The sequence below is a fragment of the Pseudomonas palleroniana genome, assembly GCF_022836895.1.
In the GTDB taxonomy this organism is placed as follows: Bacteria; Pseudomonadota; Gammaproteobacteria; order Pseudomonadales; family Pseudomonadaceae; genus Aquipseudomonas; species Aquipseudomonas palleroniana.
The window spans coordinates 5120072-5139757 of sequence record NZ_CP092411.1 but is presented as its reverse complement, the minus strand read 5'-3'; the positions used below and the strand labels follow the sequence as shown (position 1 = coordinate 5139757).

Here is a 19686-nt window from a genome sequence, read left to right as displayed (position 1 = left end):
TTGCCCCGCCCCTATTTTTGCCCTGGAGGAACCTATCATGAGCCGCATGGCTATCCGGTTACGCACCGCCAGTTTCGCGATGCTGCTGGGCCTCGGCGCCAGCAATGCTTTCGCCCAGTCGCCTGCTGAATTCATCGAGCAGGCTTCGGCCAAAGGGATGGCCGATATCGAAACCAGCCGCATGGCCCACGCCAAGACCTCATCCCAGGAAATCAAGGATTACACCATTGAGGTGATCAACGAACGGACCCTGGCCAACCAGCATTTGGCGGCGATCGCGAAGAAGCTCGACCTGCCCGTGGCGCCACGGGAGAAAATCGTCGATAAGGCCGAAACCCTGATGCCGCAACTCAAGGACGGTGACTCCTTTGACGCCGCTTATACCGCGCAGCAGGTCAAGGAAAATGAAGACGCCATTGCGCTGTTCAAACAGGAAGGCGCGGCGTCGAACGTACCGGAAATAAAAGCCCTGGTCGATGAGACGCTGCCCAAGCTGGAGGAGCGTCTGCAGAAAGCCCGGGCGCTGGCGTCAACCTATGGCAAGGGCCATCAAGGCGACGGTTGAAGCCTTGGCGGGCAATGAAAAACGGCGGTTGGAGTTTCTCCAACCGCCGTTTTTTTCAGGCCTGATTCAAATCGGTATGGGCGCGCGCCGTATCGTCGCCATTCTCACCACAACTGTCGTTCAGGTTGACGGTGCCGGTGCTGCCAATGCTGCGGTACTGCTTGCGCAGTTTTTCCAGCTCTTTGCGGTCCAGGCCCTCCAGGCTCAACACCGCATTTTGCGCATCTTTGGACACGCGCAGCAGCTCATCGATTTTGATATGCAGAATGTCATTGTCGCGGTTTTGCGTGTTCTGGATCAGGAACACCATCAGGAAGGTGATGATGGTGGTCGAGGTGTTGATGATCAGTTGCCAGGTGTCGTTGTAGTGAAAGTACGGGCCGCTGAGGCTCCAGAGGAAAATCAACGCGACCGCCGCGTAAAATGTCCGGGCACTGCCTGCCCAGCGGGACAGGGTTTGGGAGACTGCAGAAAACTTCATGGCCGTGTTCCTTGAATCGTGGTGATGAAAGATGGACCACGGCGTTTCGCTGAAATTTCTTTTAACAATTGATGCGATGACCCAGCGGTTACAGCACCTTCGTCAAGTGCCTCAAAACGCCAGTTCGGCCTGGCCGGCGCCTTCCAGCGCGAGCAGATATTGCTTGGCCTCAAGCCCCCCGGCGAACCCGGTCAGCCCGCCCGATGCGCCGATCACCCGATGGCAGGGCGCGATGATCGAGATCGGATTACGCCCGTTGGCAGCACCCACCGCGCGCACGGCTTTCGGGTTGCCGATCTGCCGGGCAATCTGGCTGTAGCTGCGGGTTTCGCCAAAGGGAATGGTCAGCAGCGCCTGCCAGACCTGCTTCTGAAAATCCGTGCCGGTGAAGTCCAGTTCCAGCTCGAAACGGTTGCGGGTGCCGGCGAAGTATTCCTTCAACTGGCGTTCGGCCTCCAACAGCACCGGGCTGTCATTGGCTTCCTGCAATTGACCCAGGCGTATACGGTTGGCACGCTCGGTTTCCCACAGGATGGCACTGAGTTTGCCATTGCGCGCCACCAGGGTGAGCTGGCCGACGGGGGAGGGCATGAGCTTGTATTCGTAAGGCATGATCGGGCTCCTGAGGGTAAAAGGTACGACGCTACTGTAAGTCCCTCGACCCGACTGAAAACTACGATTCTTGCGCTCGAATTCTGCGGCAGTCTAGGTGTTCCAGTAAACCCAATGGGCATAGTGTGGGTAAACATACAGCCAGGACACCCAATAAAGCGCCATGAGGACCGATGCATTCGCCGTCAACACCCATGAGATGACATTGAGCACAATGACCACCCAGGCGAGTCGCGTCACACGTCGGCTGGCGTAGCGCTGGGCTCGCCAAACGCCATAGGCGGAGGCTGCAATCGAGCCGAGCGACAGGAGCATCCCCAACGGGAATGGCAGCTTCACAAAGGCCACCAATAGCGGCAATACCAATACCCAGCCCACGATTTGGCGCAGAATGGGTGTTGGTGTGCGTTGTCCGGGTTCAAGCATGGCGCTGATCCTTCCTTCAGGCTGGCGAGTAGACATGATCAACATGCCAGTGCGCCGTGGCATTCAGATATTTCCGAGTGGTCGCTGGCGCTGTTGTTGCCGCACCTTCAGCGCCGCCTAGTCGCAGATAAGCCGAGCGCGGGTCTGCAAGGTCTCCTCGATGACGGCGAGAAAGGCTTCGACCAAGCCACTTTTTGTTTCACCCGAAGTCAGTACCAACAATTGGGCACACGCATCCACTTCCACCAACGGCCGGTACGTCACGCCTTTGTTCATCAGGCTTTGTGTGCATTCCGGCACCAGTGCCACGCCTTGGCCGGCTGCCACCAGGGCAATGATCGAGGTGATCTGCCGTCCGGTCGGGCCAGCGTGCAAGGGAACGCCGTGGTACCGGTAAAGCTGCTCGATGGACTGGTTCAGCCCCGATCCATAATCCGGCGGAAACAGGATCAACGGGTAAGCGCTCAATTGCGCCAGGCTGACCTGTGGCTGGAGCGCCAGGGGGCTGTCGCTGGAGACGGCCGCCACCAATCGTTCTTCACCCAATGACCGGGCTTGGACGTCTGGGGCCTGTGGCTGCAGGCGACTCAGCCCGATATCCAGCCGCCCATCCGCCACCTGCGCGCCCAGACTACCGGAGGCGCACTCCACCAAGGTCAGTTGCACGTCGGGAAAACGCTGGGCGAACGCCTGGATCGTCTGGCTGAACAGATCCGACAAAGCGATTGAGCTGACATAGCCCAATGCCAACTCCCCGGCGGTGCCGGCGGCCAATTTGCCGGCGATCACTTGGGCCAGCTCAACCTGTTCCAGCACACCACGGGCATAGGGCAGAAACGCACGGCCCGGGGCGGTGAGGGTCACCCTGCGGCTGGTGCGGTCGAACAGCTTGAAACCCAACTCCGCTTCCAGCGCCGAGATCTGCCGGGTCAGCGGTGGCTGGGCCAGATGCAGGCGCAGGGCGGCGCGGCCGAAGTGCAGTTCTTCGGCGACCGTCAGAAAGTAACGCAGCTTGCGTAGGTCAAGCATCCTGGTCCTTGGGTATTGATCGGTCGGAAATCGGTATTGGTCTCGATCCTGCCGCCCATTCTATAAAGGCAGGACAAAATAAAACGAGATGTTTCATGAAACCGCGCCTGCATTGTGCCCGCCTTGCCCTGTTTTTGTGTGGGTGCGCGGCGTTTCTCAACCTCTATGCAACCCAGAGTATTCTCCAGACCTTTGCCGTGCAGTTTCAGATCAGCGCCAAGGCGGCGGGGTGGAGCATCACGGTGACGACCCTGGCCGTGGCCATCACCGCGCCTTTCGTCAGCCGCCTGACCGGGCGTTTCGAACAACGCACGGTGATCGCTGTGGCCGCATTGTTGCTGGCAGTGCCGGCGTTGATGACGGCGTATGCCGACAGCTTCGCCGAAGTGCTGGCGTGGCGATTCGTCGAAGGCATGTTGATCCCGGTGGTGTTTGCCACCAGCGTGGCGTATATCGGCGACCGCTGGAGCGGCGGTACGGTGACTGAAGTCACCAGCCTCTATGTGGCGGGCACCGTGTTGGGCGGGTTTGCCGGGCGCTTCGTCACGGGGGTGATCACAGAATATGTGGGCTGGCGCGAGGCCTTTGAGTGGCTGGCGGTGCTGAGCTTGATGGTAGGCGGGTTTATCCAGTTTCTATTACCCGCCAATCGGCCACGGGCGGTGCAGTTGAAAGCCACTGCAGCGGGCGTCTTTCGCCTACCGTTGTTGGCGGCCTACGCCGTAGGGTTTTGCGTGCTGTTTTCACAGGTTGCGGCGTTTACCTACGCGGGTCTCTATCTGGGCTTGGCGCCTTACCATCTCGGGCCTGCCGCCTTAGGCGCACTCTACATGGTCTTCCTATTGGCCCTGGTGGTGATTCCCCTTGCCGGCCGTCTTGGCAAGGCCCGGCCCCATGCCGAGCTGCTGAGTGTTGCCGTCGTGCTCGGCGTCACGGGTTCGGCACTGACCCTGTTGCCGCCCTTGTGGTGCATTGTGGTGGGGCTGGCCCTCAGTTCCACCGGGGTATTTCTCGCGCAGACCGCCGCCAATGCCTTCACGGCTGCCACAGCCCGTGACAACAAGGCTGGCGCGGTGGGGGCCTACCTCACGTGTTATTACCTGGGCGGCAGTTGCGGCGCCATCGTCCCTGCATTGCTCTGGGAACAATGGGGCTGGCCCGGTTGCGTAAGCCTGATTATCGGTGTGCAACTCCTCACCCTGCTGATCGCCCAGACCGGCTGGAAGCCCCTTACGCCTGAACGGATCCCGACACCATGAACGATATGGTCGCCTTGCCTGCAATTGAACGATCCTCGCGCCGTCGTTCGCTCATCGCCGGTTGCGGCGCCCATGCGGTACACGATGGCCTCACTGATGTCATCTATGTACTGCTGCCGATCTGGCAAACCCAGTTCGCGTTGTCCTACGCCCAGATCGGCCTGTTGCGCGGCGCCTATTCCGGGACGATGGCGGTGTTCCAACTCATGGCCAGCCGTGCGGCCCGGCGCTGGGGGCGCATGCCGATGCTGGTGAGCGGTACGGCGCTGGCAGGTACCGCTTATTTATTGGTCGGGCAAGCCACCGGCCTCGGCCTGTTGCTGCTGGCGCTGCTGCTCGGCGGCCTGGGCGCCAGCGCCCAACACCCGCTGGCGTCCTCGATGATCACCGATGCCTATGAGGATGGCGGTGGCGTCAAGCAAGCGCTGTCCCAGTACAACTTCTCCGGCGACATCGGCAAAACCCTGATTCCGGGGCTGATCGGCCTGCTGCTGACCGTGGTCAGTTGGCGTGCCAGTGCCACACTGCTGGGCTTGCTGGGGCTGCTGGCGGCTGGGCTGCTGTGGTGGTTGATCCCTGGCCAGTCTTCTCTACCCACGTCGAGTCAAAAGGCGAAGCCCCTCACCGGCAACGGGTCCGCCACGGGCCTGCGCGCACTGATCCTCACCGGCACCCTCGACAGCGCCGTGCGCATGGGGTTTCTCACGTTCCTGCCGTTCCTGCTGCAAGCCAAAGGCGCGGGTACGGCGGGCATTGGCTTGGCACTGACGCTGCTGTTTATCGGCGGTGCGTTCGGCAAGCTCTTTTGTGGCTACCTCGGCGCCCGTATCGGCATGATGAAAACTGTATGGCTGACGGAAACCAGCACCGCGCTGCTGATCGTCGCGGCGGTCTACCTGCCACTGGCCGGGTTGATGGTGATGCTGCCGGTGCTCGGCCTGGTGCTCAATGGTACCTCCTCGGTGTTGTACGGCGCCGTGCCGGACCTGGCGAGCGCGGGCAAGCGGGAACAGGCGTTCGCGCTGTTCTATACCGGCACCATTGGGGGCGGAGCACTGGCGCCGGTGGTGTTGGGTGGCGTGGGGGATGCGCTGGGCGTGCCGGTTGCGGTGATGGTGTTGGCAGGGGTGTTGTTAGTGACGTTGCCGTTGGCGTGGGTGGTGCAGCGGGGGGCGGCTCAAATGATTGAGTGATGGGCAGTGTGTCCCGCTCGGGCAAACAGATCGATACCCAGGGAGTGGAGTGCTTTGAGTACGCTTTCAACGCGAGGTTTTGCGCCGGGAGCAAGGGCTTTGTAGAGGCTCTCACGGCCCATGCCCGCTTCAGCGTTAACCTTTGTCATTCTTTAGCCACATAGCTGATGGCGCGAAGAAACGCTTCATTGTCACCGTCGGCCCTAGCGTAGGGCAAAAAAAAACCGGCCTCAAAGGGCCGGTTTTTTCAGGCATCCTGCGTCAAAAAACAACCTGACGTGGAGCGCGAATTTGAGTGGAGCGGGTAGAGGGAATCGAACCCTCGTCGGAAGCTTGGGAAGCTACTGTTCTACCATTAAACTATACCCGCTCAGAGCGGCTGACTTTGTACCAGATGTTCGCCGGGATTTGAAGTTTTTCTTCAAAAATGTGTGGGTTACGTAAGTCGACGACTGGATCCACTGTAGGAGCACGCGTACCTGTGGCGAGGGAGCTTGCTCCCGCTGGGGGCGACGCGCTCCTAAAATAAAAACAGTCGGGCTGCTTCGCACCCCAGCGCAAGCAAGCTTGCTCGCCACAGTAAGCGATATTTCAAATTGCCAAGGCATGCTGCGTCTGGTCCCGTTGGTAGCGCAATCGACTGGCCTGACGCTCTGGCTTGAGGAAGCCCACCACCGCATTCCGAGTGTCCCGGCATGCAGCCTTGTGCTCCATGTCCAGGAAGTGCCCGGTCGCCTGGATGGTGCTGAAGCTGCTGTTCGCCACGTGTTGACCGAACAACGTGGCGTCCTGGGCGCTGGTGTATTCGTCCCATTCGCCATTCACAAACAGCACCGGAATGTCGATCTGTTTGGCCGCCTTGAGGTAGCACAACCGGTCGCTGTTCAACACTTGGCTGATGTGAAAGTGCATCTGCCCATATTCGTGCTCGGCCAGGCTGCTCACGTGCTTGTAGTTGAAGCGTTTGAACAGCGATGGCAGGTGTTTGCCGATGGTGCTGTTGACCAGGTGGCCGACGTTGTGGCGATCGAGATTGCCAAGGTAATCGACACCTCGTTCAAGGTAATCACGCATGGGGGCGTTGATCACTGGGGAAAACGAGCTGATCACCGCTTTTTCCACACGGCGTGGGCGGTGGGCAAGGGCGACCAGCGTGGCGGCACCGCCCCAGGAGAACGACAGCACGTGCTCAGCGGCGAAGTGGTCGATCAGCTCCAGCAGGATCTGGCCTTCGACTTCTTTCGTCAGCATGCGCTCATGGCGGTTATGGATTTTCGAGCGGCCAGCGTAGGGCTGGTCGTACAAAACCACATTGAATTGCGGGTACAGGCTTTTCACGGTTTGGGCGAAAGATGCCGTGGTGGCCATGGAGCCGTTGACCAGGATGATGGTCTTGTCAGCAGCTTCCGCGCGATAGAACTCCGTGTAAACCCGATACTGACCCTGTATATCCAACACAGCGATTTCTGGCCTCATGTCATAAGACTCCTGGCAAGCGGGTAGGGCGCGCAGAACACTCTGCACGAGCTTTATGACAGGTAGGCATACGCCTGGAATGGGAGGCCCATGTCGGTCCGATAACGGCTGGCCGACGGTTGTTGTTATGGCGGGCTGTTTGCCGGGAAGGCCCATGGATCAGGCGCGGGCGGGGCAAAGTGTTTCTTGGAGGTTATAGGCGACTCGTCAGTCATATTTTGGCTGACGGTGTGATTCAAGCACCTGACCCCGGAAGTCGCAAGCCACAGAAATGGGTTTTTGCCACTACCGGCCGAACGGTCGTCATATCTGTCGGATTTCATCCGCAGTCAGCGCGCGATACTGGCCCGGCTCGAGGGCTGCATCCAACGCCAGCGGGCCCATTCGCTCGCGATGCAGGCCGATCACCTTGTTATTGAAGTGCCCGAACATGCGCTTGACCTGATGGTAACGGCCTTCAATGATGCTCAAGCGTGCGGTTCTGGGGCCCAGCAGTGCCAATTCGGCCGGTTGGGTGGTGAGGTCTTCAAACGCAAAATACAGGCCCGCAGCGAAGGTCGCCGCGTATTCCGGGCCAATGTCCTGCTCGGTCTGCACCAGGTAGACCTTGGGCAGTTTGGTCTGCGGTTGCGTGAGGCGGCGCGACCATTGGCCGTCGTTGGTGATCAGCACCAGGCCGGTGGTGTTGAAATCCAGGCGGCCGGCAATGTGCAACTCCTCTTTGTCCGGCTCATCCAGTAGATCCAGCACAGTGCGGTGTTGTGGGTCGGCCGTGGCGCTTACGCAACCCTGGGGTTTGTGCAGCATGAAGTAGCGCGCCGGTTTGCCGGTCTGCAGCACATCGTTGTCAACGCACACGCGGCTGAAGGCCCGCACCTCGTGATGCGGGTCGCTGACCGCTACGCCATCGACCGACACCCGCCGTTCAACCAGCAGCAGGCGGACTTGCTTGCGATTGAACTGCGGCAGGTTACTGAGGAAACGATCAACCCGCATTACGTCGGCCCGTTGCCACGCAACTGCTCATCGACCTGAGCACAGCGCGGGCACAGGCACGCCTTGTTGCGCAATTCGTCAGGCAGGGCCTGGAGGACTGCCGGGTCGATGGTGACGCTGTAACACCAGCACGCCTGGTCGACCGTGCGCGGGTCAGCCAGGGAGCAGTCGTTGCGGGCGCCGCAGGCAGGGCAAAGGGTGGGCGTGGTCATGGGCAGGTTCGGGCTGGGTCGGGCAAGTTTCCGGAGAGTTCCCGGTGTGCCTTGTACGATACAGGGCCGACCCTGCCCAGGCTACTCAGAGCTGGAACTTGCTGACCAGTACGTTGAACGAGGTGGCCAGGCGCGACAGGTCCTGGCTGGAGGCGTTGGTCTGATGCGCACCGGCGGCCGTCTGGGTGGACAGATCCTGGATGTTCAGCAGGTTGCGGTCCACCTCGCGCGCTACCTGGGCCTGCTCCTCGGATGCCGAAGCGATCACCAGGTTGCGTTCATTGATCTTCGCCACACTGGTGGTGATCCGTTGCAGGGCCTCGCCGGCGTTCTGCGCCAGGGCCTGGGTGTTGTTGGCCCAGGTCAGGCTCTTGTTCATCGCCGCGACGGCATTGTCGGCGCCGATCTGCACTTCACCAATCATCTTTTCAATGTCGACTGTGGACGTCTGGGTACGGTGGGCCAGCGCCCGCACTTCATCGGCGACCACCGCGAAACCACGCCCCTGCTCACCCGCACGAGCGGCTTCAATAGCAGCGTTAAGGGCCAGCAGGTTGGTCTGTTCGGCAATGCCACGGATCACATCGATCACCTTGCCGATTTCCCGTACCTGGCCGGCGAGCTCTGCAACCGATTGCGTGGAGCCGTTGATCTCGACCACCATGGAGTTCATGCCGGACACCGCCTGCTCCACTTGTTGGCGACCATCTTCGGCCTCGGTGGTGGCCTGGCGCGACACTTCAGAGGTGGAGACTGCGTTGCTGGCCACTTCTTCCACTGCGGCGGTCATCTGGTTGACGGCGGTGGCGGCTTGTTGAATCTCATCATTCTGACGCGTCAGGCCACGGCTGCTTTCATCGGTGACCGCACTCATTTCTTCGGCCGCCGAGGCCAACTGGTCGGATGCGTTGGCGATTTCCATGAGAGTGCTTTTCAGGCCGCCCTGCATACCCGACAACGCCATCAGCAGTTGCCCCGCTTCGTCGGTACGTTCGGTGATGATGGCCTGGGTCAAATCACCCTGAGCAATACGTTGGGCGCTTTCCACGGCCTGGGCGATAGGGCGGGTGATCAGGCGCGTGATCAGCACGCCAACAATGATCGCGATGATGAAAGCCAGCAAAATGCCGCCGATCATCCACGTCAAGGCGCTACTGCGCAGCTCCTCGGCAGCGATCGCGCCTTCCTTGATCTGGCGGTTATTGGATTCGACCATTATGCGGATCAGCTCGCGTGCCTGACGGAACAGTTCGTTGTTGGTGGTATTGAGCTGAGTGCGGGCTTGATCGATCTGGCCGGCGTCGAGCAGAGAAATGATGCGCTCGGAGTTGCTGATGTAGGTGGGCCACATCTGATCGAGCTTGTCTCCTGCTACCCGTTCGTCATCTTCCAGCGGCGTTGCGCGATAGGTGGCGTAGGCAGCCTGGCTGCGCTTGAGCTCCTGGGCGATATCCTGGCGCACGCGTTCGCGATCCTGTGGGGCAACATCGCCTTTGCTGGCGTCCATCAAGCGGTACATGCCGCGGTTATGGGCCATAAGGCCGTTGAGGGTAGCGGCTGTATTACTCACAGAGACCAGGTTGTTGGAGAACGTCAGTTCCAATGCCGTGGAGAGACGAACCACGCCTTTGATGCCTAGAAGGCCCACCCCAAAAGTGATTAGCGCACACAATAGAAATGACAGCAGCAATTTGGTCGAGATTTTCATGGGCGATTCCGGAAAGGGTAGCGAAGAGGGCACGCTAGAGCCTCCCTGGCCCTTGGTGGTGTCATAGTGACATCATCGCAACAGGCAAAGTTGCATGCCAGATAAATTTACTGAATCGATAAAGCCAGAAGGGATGTATCAAGTTGTTGCGAAAACGCACCAGATTCTGTTTTTGATGTCAGATGTTTCGTCATTCAGTGAAATCTGAATGCCGCGCTCCAGCGTCGCTGGAGGTGCTCTCTCGCGGTCCAGGAGGCCGCCATGTATCGACGACTGCTGCTCACTGCTTTACTCGGCCTGACCTTGTCAGCTTGCGTGCCTTACTACGAGGGAGGCGGCACCTACTACCGCTCCGAAGTCTACACAGCGCCTGCGCCGGCCTATTACTACGGCGGCCCTGCCTATTACGGGCGCGGCTACTACGCGCCGGCACCGCGCTATTACTCAGCGCCGCGGTACTACTCGGCCCCCCGGTATTATCAGCCGTCACCGCGCTATTACCCACGGCCCGGCTACCGACCCTATCAAAATCAGGACTGGGGCAGCCGTTGGGGTAACGGCGGCGGTCACGGGCGCGGCTCCGATCATGGAGGCGGGCGCGGCGGGCATCGCTGACGAGCGGAAGAAACGGCGCATGAGGCGCCGTTTTTTTATACCTGGCGTTTATAAGTACTGTCAGAATTAACAGCTATATTTTGGGGCCAAACTATATTTCACTGCACGAAAGCCGTTGTGCTTGTCCAGTGGAGCGACTCGTCGAATGAACCTCCCTCTATTCAAACAGCAGGTGGCCCTGTGCATCTTGATGCTCAGCGCTATCGCCCAAGTGCAGGCTGAGCAAGGCTGCCCCTATCCCTCCGCGATCCGGTACATCGACGGGCATTTCAGAACCGTGGACAAGCAACTGCTGTGGCAGAGCCCGAAGGTCGACAGCCGTGACTTTATCGACCTGTTTATCGGCGCAATCTTCATGCCGGGCAGCGGGCAAGAGCGGGAAGACGGCTACATGGACAAATGTCTCTACCGCAGCGGCAGCGGTAACCTGGTTGCCATGAGACCGGCCCTGGGAGACCTTGTCACCAACATGTCGTTGACCAGTACTTCGCATTGGGAGCCTGGCGAAGCTCCTTTCGAACAACAGGTTTTTCTGTGCCGCGACAGCCAGCCCGACAACTGCGCGTTCAGGGTCAACGGTCGGTAGGCATGAGCTGTCAGTAGTCGGACAAATCCGCCAGCGGGTGGCGACCTTCCCAGGCTTTGTTGAAATGCGCCTGGACTACCGCGTCCGGGATCGTGTCGATATCCGGCCAGTGCCAGTGGGGCGCCTGGTCCTTGTCGATCAAACGTGCGCGTACGCCTTCGGCAAACTCGGGGTGACGGCAGCAATTGAGGCTCAAGGTGTACTCCACCTGAAACACCTGGGCCAGCGACAGATGACGGGCGCGCCGCAGATGCTCCCACAGCAGATGCGCGGTCAGCGGGCAACCGTCGCTGAGGGTTTTGCCGGCGCGGCTCAACAGCGGGTCGGTGTGCTCGCGCAGCTGGCTCAAGGCGCGCCAGGCACAACGTACGTCACCCACGTCCAGCCACTCGTCGATCTGCGCACGACGCGGTAGCCATTGTGCCTCGGGCTGCTGGCCAAGCGCTTCCTGGCTCAGGGCCTTGAGCAAGCTGTTGAGCTGTTTCGCGGTCTGCTCCTGCCAGTTCAGGCGCAGCAGGCCCTCGATCAGCGCCTCTTGTTGGTCATCGCGCAGGAAACGGTCGGCCAGGCCCAGATTCAGGGCATCTCGAGCGTTGATCGGCGCGCCGGTAAGGCCGAGGAACACACCCAACTTGCCGGGCAGGCGCGAGAGAAACCAGCCGGCGCCCACGTCCGGATACAGGCCGATGCTGATTTCGGGCATACCCAGGCGGCTGCTGGGCGTCACGATGCGCACCGCTGCGCTTTGCAGCAACCCCATGCCGCCGCCGAGCACGTAACCGTGGCCCCAACAGATCAGCGGCTTGGGATAGGTGTGCAGGCGATAATCGAGACGATATTCGGCGGCAAAAAACTGCGCGGCCAGGCCGGGCACCGCGCCGGGCTGTTCACGACAGGCTTGGGCCAGGCTGCGTACTTCGCCACCGGCGCAAAAGGCTTTGGCGCCGTTGCCGCGCAGCAGCACGCAGACGATATGCGGGTCTTTGGCCCACGCCTCCAGGCGTTCGCTCAGGGCCAGGATCATGGGCAAGGACAGGGCGTTGAGGGATTTTTCCGCGTCCAGGCTGGCGATGCCGAGGCGAGCACCGTCGCTGCCAGTCAGCTCTTCGAAGTGCAGGTTCATCGTGACCTCAATCGATAGGTTGAAAGATAAGTATGATCGCTGGGTAGGAAAGTGCCGGTGGTGTGTCAGATCAATTGACAAGCGGAGTGGGCTTTCCTAGGGTTCGCTTCATTCTTTTGACAAGACACGTGCACGATGACCGACGGCGACCGTATCAAACTCGAACCCAGCTGGAAACACGCCCTGCGCGACGAATTCGAACAGCCCTACATGGCCCAGTTGCGCGAGTTCCTGCGCCAGGAACATGCGGCCGGCAAAGAGATCTACCCGCCCGGCCCGCTGATTTTCAATGCGCTCAATTCCACGCCGCTGGACCAGGTCAAGGTGGTGATCCTGGGCCAAGACCCGTACCACGGCCCCGGCCAGGCCCATGGCTTGTGCTTCTCGGTACAACCGGGCGTGCCGACGCCGCCGTCGCTGGTCAATATCTATAAAGAGCTCAAGCGCGACCTGAACATCGATATCCCCAACCACGGCTGCCTGCAAAGCTGGGCCGACCAGGGCGTGCTGCTGCTCAACACCACCATGACCGTCGAGCGCGCCAATGCCAACGCCCATGCGGGCAAGGGCTGGCAGTTCTTTACCGACCGGATTATCGAAGTGGTCAGCCAGCACCAACCGCACCTGGTGTTCCTGCTGTGGGGCGCGCATGCCCAGAGCAAGCAGAAGCTGATCGATGCCACCAAGCACCTGGTGCTGACCTCGGTGCATCCCTCGCCGTTGTCGGCGTATCGCGGGTTCCTGGGGTGTGGGCACTTCAGCCGTGCCAACAAGTTTCTTGAACAGAATGGCGAGACGCCGATTGATTGGCGGTTGCCTCCAATCTGAACCCGGAGCGGCCCAGACTTAAAGTCTTACTCTAGCAATAGTGTTGTCGCCGCTGTTGGCGACATAGGCCATACGACCATCACTGGTGCTGCAAATCCCCATGGGCCTGTTGAACCCCTCAAAGGTGCCGATGACGCTTTCGCTGGTGGTATTGAGGATACTGACCCGGTGGCCTTGGGTTTCCGTGACGTAGGCCAGCCCACGCATGCTATTGAACGTGATATCCCATGGTTGCAGCAGGTTGCTCAGGATTCGGCTGTGTCTGCTAGTGGTGGTGTCGCCTATGTAAATCTGGTTGGCGGTCGGGTAAAGGATGTAGATGCGGGCGATGTGAGTAGCATGAGCGATAGTGGAAGGCTGGCTGGGAACTTGGGTATTGACCGTACTCACCAAACGATTGGTCCCCAGATGGACCGTGAACCAACTCGCGAACCCGTTGGCCAAGTGGGCTCGTGCATTCCCAGGTGCGATTGTGACGATGTCGGGCGCAGCGTCGAATCTCAGTTTGATGCGTTGCTGAGGATTGCTGATTTCAATGATATCCAGCTCGCCGGCTCTGTCTGGTGCATAAAGCCGCAACCCACTCGAGTTAATTGCAATGCCGTTGATGGAGATAAAGCCGCTCAACGTGTCGAGTACATCAAAGGTAGTGATACTGATCACCACGATGACAGGATTGCCGGGGCGGTTCGCATAGCTGATATAGAGCCACGGGCGTGTCGGGTGAAGGACCAGCCAGAGTGGAGCTCCGTGACCTTCAACCGTGTGGATGATGGCATTGCTCGCAGTATCGATGATCGTTACGGACTCACCGTTAGTGCTGGCAACATATAGGCGTGTTCCGTCCTGGTTGACCAATAGGCGGCTTGGTGTGTCTGTAAGGTGTATTACGTCGACAATGCCTTCAGGCTCCACGTCGTCGTTTTGCTGCTGAGTGAGGTGCACGGTGCGTTTCATAACCTTTCCTTTGATGGATTAGGTGGTTGGGTTGATTGAAACGACGGCACATCAGTATGGCTAGCTGTGAGAATTGACAGTTCCGACGAATGGCTGTGGTCGGTCAGGGATGGCGATCCCACCGCCTGAACAACGGCTCCGCCAGAAACAACACAAACAACAACCGCATCACCTGCATCGCTGTCACCAGGGGCACCGACAGTTGCAGGGTCTCGGCGGTGAGGCTCATTTCGGCGATGCCGCCGGGCATCATGCCCAAGGTCAGTGAGCGCAGGTCAAGGCCGGTCAATGCACTCAAACCCACTGCGGCGACGGTCGCCAATGCCATGGTCAAGGCCGTGCCGATCAAGGTGCGCCCGATGAACGAGGGCGCGCGGCGGAAGAACTGCCGGTTGAAGTGGCAGCCCAGGCCGCTGCCGATCAGCCATTGGCCGATCTGGCTGCCGCCATCGGGCAGGCCGATATGCAAGTCCCACACAACACTGGCGGTGGCGCTCACCAGCAACGGCCCGAACAGCCAGGGGTTGGGCTGACGCAAACGCTGCCAGCCCCAGGCCATCAGCGCGCCGATAGGAAACAACGCCAGCAGCCAAGGCCAACTCACCGGCGCCGGATGAAACTGTGGCGTGCCACCCTCCAGCACGTACTTGAAGATCGCCGGTACACACAGCACCACCACCAGCACCCGCAAACTTTGCCCCGCCGCGACCCGGCTGAGCACCGCACCGTTGCGTGAACCGAGGTTGACCATCTCGCCGGAGCCGCCCGGCATGCTCGAGAAAAACGCGGTGGCGCGGTCTTCGCCGCTACGGCGCATCAACCACACACCCACCACGCTCGACAGGCTGGTGACCAGCGCACCGAAGAAGATCAGCCCGAAGTGGCTCATCACCTGTTCGATCACCACGGGGGTGAAGTGCAGGCCGATACCGATGCCGACCACCCATTGGCCGCATTTGCGCCCGCCGGGGATCTCGGCCAATTGCCAGGGGGTCAGGCAGCGCACCAGGATGATCGCCAGCAACGAGCCGACCATATATGGCAAAGGCCAGCCGACGAGGCTGGCCAGGTAACCGCCGGCCAGGCCGACCAGCGGTGTTCCCCACCAATGTTTAAAGGTGGTCTCAGACATCGGCCACGGCACGACGCTGCAGGGCACGTTTGCGGTAGATACGCACCAGCGGGAAGGCCAGCATCAGCACCGTCAACACCCACACACCGAAGGTGATCGGGCTCGACCAGAGGATGTCCAGCGCGCCGTTGGAAATCGACAGCGCACGGCGCAGGTTCTGCTCCATCAGGCCGCCGAGGATAAAGCCCAGCAGCACCGGCGACAGCGGGAAGTCAAGCTTGCGCAGGATGTAGCCGAAGATACCGATGCCGATCATCAGGAACAGGTCGAAGGTGGTGGCGTGCACGGCGTACACCCCGATCGCGGTGATGATGGCGATCACCGGCACCAGCGCCCAGTTCGGTACGGCGAGGATGCGCGTGAAGATGCGGATCATCGGGATGTTGAGGATCACCAGCATGATATTGGCGATAAACAACGACGCGATCAGGCCCCAGACGATGTCGGGTTGCTGTTGGAACAGCAGCGGGCCAGGGGTGATGTTGTACAGAGAGAGGGCGCCGATCATCACCGCCGTGGTGCCCGAACCGGGAACGCCCAGGGTCAGCATCGGGACCAGGGCGCCGCAGGCGGACGCGCCGATCGCGGTTTCCGGGGCCGCGAGGCCGCGCATGTCACCTTGGCCGAATTTGCCGCCGGCGCCGGCCATGCGTTTTTCGGTCATGTAGGCAACGGCTGAGGCCAGGGTGGCCCCGGCGCCAGGCAGCACGCCCATGATGAAACCGAGCAAGCCGCAACGGATATTCACCACAAATACCGCGCCCGCTTCCTTCAGGTTGAACAGCATGCGTCCGGTGGCTTTGACCGCTTCCTGGCCCCGGTGGGTTTTTTCCAGCAACAACAGGATCTCGCTGATGGAGAACAGGCCCAGCACCAGCACCACGAACTGGATGCCGTCGGTGAGGTGGATATTGTCGCCGGTAAAGCGGTACACGCCGCTGTTGGCGTCGATGCCGACCGCCGAGAGGAACAGGCCGATCAGCGCGGCGACAAAGGTTTTCAACGGCTTGTCACCGGCCATGCCGCCGAGGCAGACAATCGCGAACACCATCAGGACGAAATATTCCGCCGGGCCGAAGGCAATCGCCCATTTGGCCAGCAGCGGCGCGAACAACACCATGCCGCAGGTGGCGATGAACGCACCGATGAACGAACTCCAGGCGGACAACGACAGCGCCACACCGGCCAGGCCTTTGCGGGCCATCGGGTAACCGTCGAGGGTGGTCATCACGGTGGAGGCTTCGCCGGGGATGTTCAGCAGGATCGAGCTGATACGCCCGCCGTACTCGCAACCCAGGTACACGGCGGCCAGCAGGATCAACGCCGACTCCGGCGGCAGGCCCAGGGCGAAGGCGATGGGGATCAACAGCGCCACGCCGTTGATGGGCCCCAGGCCCGGCAACAGGCCGACCACGGTGCCGATCAAGGTGCCGCACAGCGCGGTCACCAGGTTGTAGGGGCTCAGTGCAACGCCGAAGCCCTGGCCCAAATAGCCGAAAGTATCCATATCAGTTCTCCAGAACGTCGAGCAGGCCGAGGGGCAGCGGTACGTCCATGGCCTTATCGAACAGCAGATAAAGGCCGACGCTCATCAAGGTGATGATCACCGCACCGGGCAACCAGCGGCCGCCATACAGCCGTGCCATCGGAATACCGATCAACATGCTGCTGAGGATGAAGCCCAGGGATTCGAAGGTGCCGGCAAAGATCAGCAGCAAGACCACGCAGATGCCGATCTTGATCAGGGTTTCACGGTCCAGCGCCGGTTCTTCTTCCGTGTGCTTGGTCGGCTGTGGGCGAAACAGCATGTAGAGCAGGCCCAGGCTCATCAGCCCGAGCATCAACAGCGGGTAGGCGCGAGGCCCGACCGGCTCGTAGGAAAACGACGCCTGATACGGCCAGGCCATCAGCGCGAGGCCCGCGCAGACCAGCAGCATCACCGAGGCGAAAATGCGTTGTAAGAGCATAGGAGACTCCAAAGCCGACTTTTGTAGGAGCAAGCTTGCTCGCGAAAAACGCCAACGATGACGCGTGCCGTCTGAATACACGGGGCGCCCTTGAGTTCTTCGCGAGCAAGCTCGCTCCTACAGCGGCATTACATGGCTGGGGGCGATTACTGGATCAGGCCGAACTCTTTGGCCAGCACTTTGTAGTCAGCCACCTGTTTCTTCACGTAGGTGTCCAGCTCCGGGCCGGTCATGGCGAACGGGAACAACTCGCGCTGGTCACGCAACTTGGCGAACTCCTCGGAAGCCAGCAGTTTGTCGAACGCATCCTTCCACCAGGCGTAGTCGGCATCGCTGACTTTTGGCCCGAGGTAGAAGCCACGTACCACGGGCCAGACGATGTCGTAGCCTTGCTCTTTGGCGGTGGGAATGTTCTTCATTTCCGGCTCGTCCAGGCGCTGCTCGGAGAACACCGCCAGCAGGCGCATGTCGCCGCTCAGGATGTGCGGCATGGAGTCGGAAATGTCGGTACTGCCCACCTGAATGTGGCCACCGAGCAAGGCGGTGGCGATTTCACCGCCGCCTTCAAGCGCCACATAGCGCAGCTCACGCGGGTTGATCCCGGCGGCCTTGGCGATGAGCGCAGTTTGCATCCAGTCCTGGCTGCCGACGGTGCCGCCGGAGCCGATGACCACGCTGCCCGGATCTTTCTTCAGGGCTTTGACCAGATCGTCGAGGTTCTTGTAGGGCGAATCGGCTTTCACCGCGATAGCCCCGTAGCTGGTGCCGACCGCCGCCAACCAACGCACGGCGCTTTCATCGAAGCGACCGAACTTGCCTTGCGCGAGGTTCAGCAGCGAACCGCTGGACCATGCGACCAGCGTGCCGGCATCTGCAGGGCGCTGTGCTACCACCGCGTTGTAGGCCACCGCGCCTACGCCGCCGGGCATGTAGGTCACGCGCATCGGCTTGCTCAGCAGTTTTTCGTTGACCAGCGCGCTTTGCGCCAGTTTGCAGGTCAGGTCAAACCCACCGCCGGGGGAGGCCGGGGCGATGCATTCCGGGCGCTTGGGTTCGTCGGCCAGCAGCTGGCCGGCGAACAGCATGCAGCCGGCGGCAAGGGCCAATTTACGCAGTGAAAAGGTCATGGGTCTCTCCGTCTTTGTTGTTATGAGCTTGTTTGACTACCAAAGCGCCAGGCTGTAACTGACCAACAGGCGTACTTCATCCGCATCACGGGCCGAATAGTTGGAACGGTACGTGGCATTGCGCAGGCGCACGGCGACGTCCTTGAACGTGCCGCTTTGCACCACGTAGCGGATCTCGCTGTTGCGTTCCCACTCTTTGCCGGTCTCGCCGTTCTTGAGCCTGATGTGGTCGCCCGAGATGTAGCGGCTCATGAAGCTCAGGCCGGGAATCCCCAGTTTGGCGAAGTCGTAGTCATAGCGCGCTTGCCAGGAGCGTTCTTCGGCGCCGGCAAAGTCGTTGATCTGTACGAAGTTGACCAGGTACGGGTCGCTGCCATCCACATAAGGAAAGGCGCTGTCGCCGGACATGTGCTGGTAACCGGCGCTGAGCTTATGGCCATTGAGGGCATAGCTGAAGAGGCCGTTGAGGGAGGTGTTGTCGATGTTGCCGCCGCGAGCCGCACCGGTGTCATCGCTGATGGCCAGGCGCAGGTCGGCGCCAAAGGTGCCCGGGCCCATCGGGCGCGAGGCCACCAGGCCGAGGAAGTGCTGGCGGTAGACGTCATCGAGCTGGGCGAAGTGGTAACTGCCGGTGATTTTGTCGGCGAACTTGTAGTCGACGCCGCCGAAGTTGAAGTGCTTGCCGGTGGCGCCGCCGACGAAACGGCTGTTCTTGTTGTTGAGGGCGATGTCTTCGTAGTCGGTGGAATCGCGGTCCTTGGCTTTGTCCAGGCGGCCACCGGTGAATACCAGGTTCTTGAATTCTTTCGAGGTGAGCAGGCCGCCGTTGAACGTCTGCGGCAGGATGCGGCCGTCGTTGGGCTTGAGGATCGGCAGTTCGGGGATCAGTGCACCGATTTTCAGTTCGGTGGCGGAGATCTTCACTTTGCCGGTCAGGCCGAGTTTGCTGTACTCGTCGACCGCACGACCGTCGTCGGTGGGCAGCAGGCCGGTGCCGGTGCGGTCGGGGCTGGAGTCGAGCTTGACCCCGAGCATGCCCAGCGCATCCACGCCAAACCCGACAGTGCCGTCGGTGTAGCCCGATTGCAGGTTGAGCATGAAGCCCTGGGCCCATTCGTCACGCTTGGATTGCTGGGCGCTGGTGCCGTCACGAAAGTCGCGGTTGAAGTACATGTTGCGGGTTTCCAGGGTCGCGCTGCTGTCTTCGAAGAAGGCGGCCTGGCTAAGCGGCGCAAAGCCGGCAAGCGCAGCGGCACTGGCGAGGGCGGTGTGGGTCAGGCGGGAAAACCGGACAGGCGGGCGAGCCTGGGGCTGTGTCGACAGCATGGGGGTGTACTCCGTTATTGTTCTTATTTTGGCGAAAACGCTTCGAGGCGTTTTTCGAGCGTTGCGCT

At 60.7% G+C, this 19686-nt stretch carries 21 protein-coding genes, 1 tRNA gene and 1 pseudogene; 6 read left to right on the top strand and 17 right to left on the bottom strand.

Going from position 1 to position 19686, the window contains the following annotated elements:
• Window positions 1-37 precede the first annotated feature (37 nt).
• Window positions 38-565, top strand: a complete 528-nt coding sequence (locus MJP36_RS23070) for a DUF4142 domain-containing protein (protein WP_244384069.1) — start codon at window positions 38-40, stop codon at window positions 563-565.
• A 55-nt stretch (window positions 566-620) separates the two neighbouring features.
• Here the strand turns inward: MJP36_RS23070 and MJP36_RS23065 are convergent, their stop codons facing one another.
• The 4 genes from MJP36_RS23065 to MJP36_RS23050 all read right to left on the bottom strand — a co-directional run bounded on the left by MJP36_RS23065 (window position 621) and on the right by MJP36_RS23050 (window position 3113).
• Window positions 621-1046, bottom strand: coding sequence for a low affinity iron permease family protein (locus MJP36_RS23065; protein ID WP_198762008.1), 426 nt, complete (start codon window positions 1044-1046; stop codon window positions 621-623).
• Window positions 1047-1157: 111 nt separating this feature from the next.
• Entirely contained in the window at window positions 1158-1658 is a 501-nt protein-coding gene (locus MJP36_RS23060; protein ID WP_244384068.1) for a methylated-DNA--[protein]-cysteine S-methyltransferase, read from the bottom strand.
• Between the two features lie 93 nt (window positions 1659-1751).
• Window positions 1752-2084 (bottom strand): hypothetical protein, encoded by a 333-nt coding sequence (locus MJP36_RS23055; RefSeq protein WP_244384067.1) that lies wholly within the window; start codon window positions 2082-2084, stop codon window positions 1752-1754.
• A 117-nt stretch (window positions 2085-2201) separates the two neighbouring features.
• Entirely contained in the window at window positions 2202-3113 is a 912-nt protein-coding gene (locus MJP36_RS23050) for a LysR family transcriptional regulator (RefSeq protein WP_244384066.1), read from the bottom strand.
• Between the two features lie 95 nt (window positions 3114-3208).
• Here MJP36_RS23050 and MJP36_RS23045 point away from each other — a divergent pair, with 95 nt between their 5' ends.
• Window positions 3209-4372, top strand: a complete 1164-nt coding sequence (locus MJP36_RS23045) for an MFS transporter (protein WP_244384065.1) — start codon at window positions 3209-3211, stop codon at window positions 4370-4372.
• Complete coding sequence (locus tag MJP36_RS23040; RefSeq protein WP_244384064.1) at window positions 4369-5565, top strand: MFS transporter; 1197 nt, start codon at window positions 4369-4371, stop codon at window positions 5563-5565. The genes MJP36_RS23045 and MJP36_RS23040 overlap by 4 nt, the downstream gene beginning before the upstream one ends.
• Here MJP36_RS23040 and MJP36_RS23035 read toward each other — a convergent pair.
• The 6 genes and pseudogenes from MJP36_RS23035 to MJP36_RS23010 all read right to left on the bottom strand — a co-directional run.
• Window positions 5550-5785, bottom strand: a pseudogene (locus MJP36_RS23035) (addiction module antidote protein); the annotation flags it as partial. The gene MJP36_RS23040 and the pseudogene MJP36_RS23035 sit on opposite strands and share 16 nt — an antisense overlap.
• Before the next feature lie 76 nt (window positions 5786-5861).
• Window positions 5862-5935 (bottom strand) — tRNA-Gly (locus tag MJP36_RS23030).
• Between the two features lie 221 nt (window positions 5936-6156).
• Complete coding sequence (locus MJP36_RS23025) at window positions 6157-7041, bottom strand: alpha/beta fold hydrolase (protein WP_060753731.1); 885 nt, start codon at window positions 7039-7041, stop codon at window positions 6157-6159.
• A 303-nt stretch (window positions 7042-7344) separates the two neighbouring features.
• A complete protein-coding gene (locus MJP36_RS23020) occupies window positions 7345-8037 on the bottom strand; it encodes a pseudouridine synthase (protein ID WP_161549712.1) in 693 nt (230 codons plus the stop codon).
• Window positions 8037-8249, bottom strand: coding sequence for a cysteine-rich CWC family protein (locus MJP36_RS23015; protein ID WP_104995778.1), 213 nt, complete (start codon window positions 8247-8249; stop codon window positions 8037-8039). The genes MJP36_RS23020 and MJP36_RS23015 overlap by 1 nt, the downstream gene beginning before the upstream one ends.
• Before the next feature lie 85 nt (window positions 8250-8334).
• Window positions 8335-9957 carry a methyl-accepting chemotaxis protein gene (locus MJP36_RS23010; RefSeq protein WP_205344815.1) on the bottom strand — a complete coding sequence of 541 codons (1623 nt, stop codon included), beginning with the start codon at window positions 9955-9957 and terminating at the stop codon, window positions 8335-8337.
• Window positions 9958-10218: 261 nt separating this feature from the next.
• Between MJP36_RS23010 and MJP36_RS23005 the strand changes: the two genes are divergently transcribed.
• Window positions 10219-10572: a hypothetical protein gene (locus MJP36_RS23005; RefSeq protein WP_090366242.1), complete on the top strand. Its 354-nt coding sequence runs from the start codon at window positions 10219-10221 to the stop codon at window positions 10570-10572.
• Between the two features lie 145 nt (window positions 10573-10717).
• Window positions 10718-11158, top strand: coding sequence for a DUF3757 domain-containing protein (locus tag MJP36_RS23000; RefSeq protein ID WP_060753727.1), 441 nt, complete (start codon window positions 10718-10720; stop codon window positions 11156-11158).
• A gap of 10 nt (window positions 11159-11168) precedes the next feature.
• Here MJP36_RS23000 and MJP36_RS22995 read toward each other — a convergent pair whose 3' ends face one another.
• Window positions 11169-12281, bottom strand: a complete 1113-nt coding sequence (locus tag MJP36_RS22995; protein WP_244384063.1) for an enoyl-CoA hydratase/isomerase family protein — start codon at window positions 12279-12281, stop codon at window positions 11169-11171.
• A gap of 135 nt (window positions 12282-12416) precedes the next feature.
• Here MJP36_RS22995 and ung point away from each other — a divergent pair, with 135 nt between their 5' ends.
• Window positions 12417-13109 (top strand): uracil-DNA glycosylase, encoded by a 693-nt coding sequence (ung, locus tag MJP36_RS22990; RefSeq protein WP_060753725.1) that lies wholly within the window; start codon window positions 12417-12419, stop codon window positions 13107-13109.
• Between the two features lie 18 nt (window positions 13110-13127).
• On the opposite strand, the gene MJP36_RS22985 is transcribed toward ung, so the two are convergent.
• The 6 genes from MJP36_RS22985 to MJP36_RS22960 form a co-directional block, all read right to left on the bottom strand.
• On the bottom strand, window positions 13128-14066 hold the full coding sequence (locus MJP36_RS22985; protein ID WP_244384062.1) for a YncE family protein: 939 nt from the start codon (window positions 14064-14066) through the stop codon (window positions 13128-13130).
• 103 nt (window positions 14067-14169) lie between these two features.
• Complete coding sequence (locus MJP36_RS22980; protein ID WP_244384061.1) at window positions 14170-15198, bottom strand: AbrB family transcriptional regulator; 1029 nt, start codon at window positions 15196-15198, stop codon at window positions 14170-14172.
• A complete protein-coding gene (locus MJP36_RS22975; protein WP_205344824.1) occupies window positions 15191-16705 on the bottom strand; it encodes a tripartite tricarboxylate transporter permease in 1515 nt (504 codons plus the stop codon). The genes MJP36_RS22980 and MJP36_RS22975 overlap by 8 nt, the downstream gene beginning before the upstream one ends.
• A gap of 1 nt (window position 16706) precedes the next feature.
• Window positions 16707-17165, bottom strand: coding sequence for a tripartite tricarboxylate transporter TctB family protein (locus tag MJP36_RS22970; RefSeq protein WP_060753721.1), 459 nt, complete (start codon window positions 17163-17165; stop codon window positions 16707-16709).
• Between the two features lie 146 nt (window positions 17166-17311).
• Entirely contained in the window at window positions 17312-18292 is a 981-nt protein-coding gene (locus tag MJP36_RS22965) for a Bug family tripartite tricarboxylate transporter substrate binding protein (protein WP_104995783.1), read from the bottom strand.
• A gap of 36 nt (window positions 18293-18328) precedes the next feature.
• Complete coding sequence (locus tag MJP36_RS22960; protein ID WP_244384060.1) at window positions 18329-19618, bottom strand: OprD family porin; 1290 nt, start codon at window positions 19616-19618, stop codon at window positions 18329-18331.
• Window positions 19619-19686: the final 68 nt, after the last annotated feature.